The following is a 4,601-nucleotide window of genomic DNA, read 5'->3' on the forward strand; positions in this document are numbered from 1 at the left end:
GTACTAGAATCGAGCTTGGGACGGGAAGCGCCGACACAGGTGTTCAAGGCCCAGGGGGAAACCGAGATGGCCGCGAACGCCGCGCAGGACCGTGTCCGCATCCTCATCGAGGGTGAAGCGCCGCGCTATGTCGTCGCCGTACCGCTCAACCGAATACGGATCACCGAGCCCCGCATCTGCGGGGACGATCGGCTTGCGGCTCAGGCGCACTGGAAATGACAAGAACAAGTTCGAGGGAGAATTACGTGAAGAAGCTGCATTTCGTTGGCGCGTCGGTGCTGGCTCTCGTCGTCGCGGGACCCGCCCTGGCGCAGAATCAGACGCCGCCGCCCGCCAACGCCGCCTCGACCGTCGAGGAGATCATCGTCACGGCGACCAAGCGTGAGCAGACCCTCCAGGACGTGCCGATCTCGGTGGCGGTGACCAGCCAGAAGACCATCGAACGGGCCCAGATTCGCGACCTGATCGACCTGCAGTCGGTCGTGCCGTCTCTGAAGGTTTCGCAGTTCAACGCCGCCAGCCAGACCAACTTCATCATCCGGGGCTTCGGCAACGGCAACGGCAACGACGGCATCGAAAGCTCGGTCGGCGTGTTCATCGACGGCGTCTACCGTTCGCGCTCCGCCTCGGCCCTGGACGATCTGCCAGAGGTCGAGCGCATCGAAGTCCTGCGCGGACCGCAGTCGACCCTGTTCGGCAAGAACGTCTCGGCCGGCGCGATCAGCATCGTGACCAAGCAGCCGCAGTTCGAGATGGGCGGCAAGGCTGAGGTCAGCCTCGGCAACTACAACCAACGCCTGCTCAAGGGCACCGTCACYGGCCCCCTGAGCGACACCGTCGCCGTGCGCCTGTCGGGCAGCATGAACAAGCGCGACGGCTACGCCACCAACGTCACCACCGGCAATGACGTCAACGACCGCGACCGCTGGTCGATCCGCGGCGACGTGCTGTGGGTCCCGACCGACCAGACCTCGGTCCGTGTCATCGCCGACTACAACAAGATCACCGAGGTCTGCTGCGCGGTGAACTCGGTCTACAACGGCCCGGCCACCCAGTTCATCGGCGCGCCGTCGCCGTTCGGCCTGGGCAAGCCGGTCAGCAATCCGGCCAAGATCTTCGACCGTGACGTCGTCTTCAACACCGACCCGTCCAACCGCCTGACCGGCAAGGGGATCTCGGGCCAGCTCGACCAGGACCTGGGCGTCGCCAAGCTGACCGCGATCACCGCCTATCGCGAACAGACCAGCGCCTCCTTCCAGGATGTCGACTTCACGGGCGCCGACCTCGCCAACAAGGGCGACGGCAACAAGATCAAGACCTTCACTCAGGAACTGCGCCTGGCCTCGAACGGCGACGGCCCGTTCAACTGGCTGGTCGGCGGCTTCTATCAGGACGAGAAGCTCGATACCGGCCGGACGATCAACTACGGCTCCGACATCCGCGCCTATACCGAAGGCCTCAGCGGCCAGGTCCCGGCCGCCCTGCTCGCCGCCCTGCCGGCGGCCATCCGTCCCGCCCTGACCGGCAGGTCCAACCTTTACGCCCTGGAATTCCTGCAGAGCCTGGTCACGCCGTCCATCGTTCCCGGCAAGACCTACTTCCAGGCCGGCCAGGGCATCGACGACGACTATTCGATGAAGCAGCGGTCCTATTCGCTGTTCGGTCAGGCCGACTACAAGATCACCGACAAGCTGACCGTCACCGGCGGCCTGTCCTATCTGAACGACCGCAAGCGCGTGGTATCCGATGTCGTCCTGCGCGACCCGTTCTCGGCCCTGAACCTGCAGGCGGTGCCGCAATTCACCGCCCTGGGTCTGCCGGGCAACCTGTACGGCGCCCTGGGCAGCCTGCAGTTCTACTACGGCAACTCGCCGACCCACGGTCCGATCAACTTCCCCAACGCCACGGAGTCGGGCGAACTGAAGGGCGACAAGATCACCTACGCCGTTCGCGCCGCCTACGACTTCGGCTGGGTGAACGCCTATGTCAGCTATTCGACGGGCTGGAAGGCCGGAGCCTACAACCTGTCGTCCGACAGCCGGCCGCCGAACGCCAACGGCGTGGGCCGCACCGCCGCGCCCGAGGACGTCAGCGTCTACGAAGCCGGCCTGAAGGCCAACTTCCAGGGCGGCTACCTGAACCTCGCGGTCTTCGACCAGTCGATAAAAGGCTTCCAGTCCAACGCCTACACCGGAATCGGCTATAGCCTGGTCAACGCCGGCGAGGAGTCGGTGAAGGGCTTCGAGGTCGACAGCGCCTGGCGGCCGATCGAGTGGCTGTCCCTGACGGCGGCGGCGACCTATCTGGATCCGACCTACGACTCGTTCACCGGCGCGGCCTGCGTGAACTACGACACCGTCCGTTGTCCGGTGAACGTCTCCACTGGCCTGCGCCCCAACTTCCGTGACCTGACCGGCGACCGTCCGGCGGGCATCCCGAAGTGGAGCGCGTCGACCTCGGCGACCGTCTCGCATGATCTGGGCAAGGGATATGCCGGTTATCTGCGCGTCGAGTACGACTATGTCAGCAAGACGCAGCTGACCGAGACGACGCCGCCGAACCTGTCGACCTGGGGTCAGAACGTCGTCAACGCCAGCCTCGGCGTCACGAACGACGCACATCAGATCGAGGTCACCCTCTGGGGGCGCAACCTGACGAACGACGAGAGCCTGATCGCCAACTTCCCGACGGTGGCCCAGGACGGCAGCTACAGCGGCTATCCGACCGCGCCGCGCACCTACGGCGTGACCCTGCGCAAGACGTTCTAGTCTATCGATAGACTGCAAAGCGCCGCTCGGCCCTCGCGGGTCGGGCGGCGTCTTCGTTCCGAGGCCTGCGGCGGCTTAGCCGGCCAGCACCTCGAAGCCGACCGATCGAGGCGGCGCGCCGCCGTTGCACGTGCCGGCCGGGCAGGCCGAGAGCGCGACCACCAGATCCATTTCGGCGCGCAGAACGATCGCCGCGCCAGGCCGCGATAGCGGCTCGACGATGGCGAGCCGGCCCTCGTCGCTGATGTCCACATTCATGAAGAAATTGAACGTCTGCGGCGGAGACGCGGGATCGATCCCGAACGCCCGCAACGCCGCGTTCAGGTTGTCCTGGCAGTTCGGATGGTCGTTCAGGCCGTACTGCATCCGATACATTTCGAGGCTGCAGGGGGCATAGAACATGTCGTGCCGCCCGACGTCGTCGGCGACGATGGTCAGCATCCTGTTGCTGCGATCCGACCACAGGACGTCACCCGTCGTGAGGCGAACCTTTTCGTTGTAGTCGAAGGACCGGCCGGTCGAGAGCCGCTCCGCCCCGTCCGCCGAATAGGCGACGAGGTCGCCGGTCTGACCGCCCTCGGTGTCCACGATCCGCAAGCGTTCGCCCTTCCGCAGCCGCAGGCCCACGCCGCTCGCGGCGGGCACCGTTCTCAACTCGGTCATGCAGACCTCCCTTTGCCAGGGCGAAAGGCGCTGGCGGGCGAGATGAAATCACTAGATGGGCTGGTGCCGGATGAGGGGATTGAACCCCCGACCTTCGGTTTACAAAACCGCTGCTCTACCGCTGAGCTAATCCGGCCAACACCGCTACGCCGAGCGGGCGTTCTCCTTAGCGGCAACGACGGGGGGCGGGCAAGAGCGGCGACCAAGCTCATCCATTGCCGTGTCGCCAAACCAAGCTAAGGTGCCCCTCAAACAACTGTTCGTTAGGGGCGGCGCATGCGGATTTTGCGGACGATGGCGGCGGCGACGGCCGTCTTGGCGCTGGCGGTCGGTCCGGCCTGGAGCGCGCCCAAGGCCGCCGCCCCGAGTTCGAGCGCGAGTCTGACGGCGTCCACGCCGGACGCCGCGGGTTTCTCGCCTGAACGTCTCAAGCGCCTGGACGCCTACATGCAGGGCCTGGTCGACCAAGGGCACTTGCCGGGCGCGATCACGATGGTCGCCCGCCACGGCAAGATCGTCAGCTACGAGACCTTCGGCAAGAAGGCGATCGGCGGCGCGCCGATGACCAAGGACACGATCTTCCGGATCTATTCCCAGACCAAGCCGGTGACTGGCGTGGCGATGATGATCCTGTTCGAGGAGGGCAAATGGCGCCTCGACGATCCGGTCACCAAGTTCGTGCCCGAGTTCGCCCATCTCCAGGTCTACAAGGGCCAGAACCCGGACGGGACCTTCATCACCGAGCCGGCGACGCGCGTGCCGACCATGCGCGAGATCATGAGCCACACGGGCGGCTTCGCCTATGGTCTGCGCACGGACCAGCCGGTCGAGAAGGCCTATCGCGACAGCGGCCTGCTGGGCTCCAAAACCCAGGCCGAGTTCCTGGGCGCTCTCGTCAAGCTGCCCCTTGCCAGCCAGCCGGGGACCGAGTGGCGCTACAGCGTCTCGGTCGACATCCAGGGGCTGATCGTCGAGCGGCTGTCGGGCATGAGCCTGGCCGACTTCATGAAGAGCCGGATCTTCGATCCCCTGAAGATGACCGACACCGCCTTCTGGATTCCACCGGCCAAGAGCGATCGCCTGGCCGCGCTCTACATTCCCGATCCCAAGACCCGCGCCTTGAAGCCGGCCGACAACTTCATGGTGCTGGACGTCACCAAGCCGCCGGCC

The 4,601-nt window shown here is 65.7% G+C and carries 4 protein-coding genes and 1 tRNA gene; 3 read left to right on the top strand and 2 right to left on the bottom strand.

Features of this window, described 5'->3' with window-relative positions:
• Together AC1DZ6_RS19490 and AC1DZ6_RS19495 are read left to right on the top strand one after the other, a co-directional pair.
• Positions 1–219 (top strand): hypothetical protein (locus AC1DZ6_RS19490; protein ID WP_477098795.1); only part of this gene is annotated, 219 nt, incomplete at its 5' end.
• A gap of 26 nt (positions 220–245) precedes the next feature.
• Positions 246–2,768, top strand: a complete 2,523-nt coding sequence (locus AC1DZ6_RS19495; RefSeq protein WP_477098796.1) for a TonB-dependent receptor — start codon at positions 246–248, stop codon at positions 2,766–2,768.
• Between the two features lie 75 nt (positions 2,769–2,843).
• Here the strand turns inward: AC1DZ6_RS19495 and AC1DZ6_RS19500 are convergent, their stop codons facing one another.
• The gene (locus tag AC1DZ6_RS19500) at positions 2,844–3,431 is read right to left on the bottom strand and encodes a DUF1989 domain-containing protein (protein WP_477098797.1); all 588 of its coding nucleotides are present in this window, start codon (positions 3,429–3,431) and stop codon (positions 2,844–2,846) included.
• Positions 3,432–3,492: 61 nt separating this feature from the next.
• Positions 3,493–3,567 (bottom strand) — tRNA-Thr (locus AC1DZ6_RS19505).
• A gap of 140 nt (positions 3,568–3,707) precedes the next feature.
• Here AC1DZ6_RS19505 and AC1DZ6_RS19510 point away from each other — a divergent pair.
• A partial coding sequence (locus AC1DZ6_RS19510) for a serine hydrolase domain-containing protein (protein ID WP_477098798.1) occupies positions 3,708–4,601 on the top strand: 894 nt, incomplete at its 3' end.

This window comes from Caulobacter sp. P1_B12_2 (assembly GCF_056406675.1).

What these genes read in the sequence shown, in the direction of transcription:
- AC1DZ6_RS19500 (WP_477098797.1), bottom strand. Translation starts at nt 3,431, where the DNA reads ATGACCGAGTTGAGAACGGTGCCCGCCGCGAGCGGCGTGGGCCTGCGG.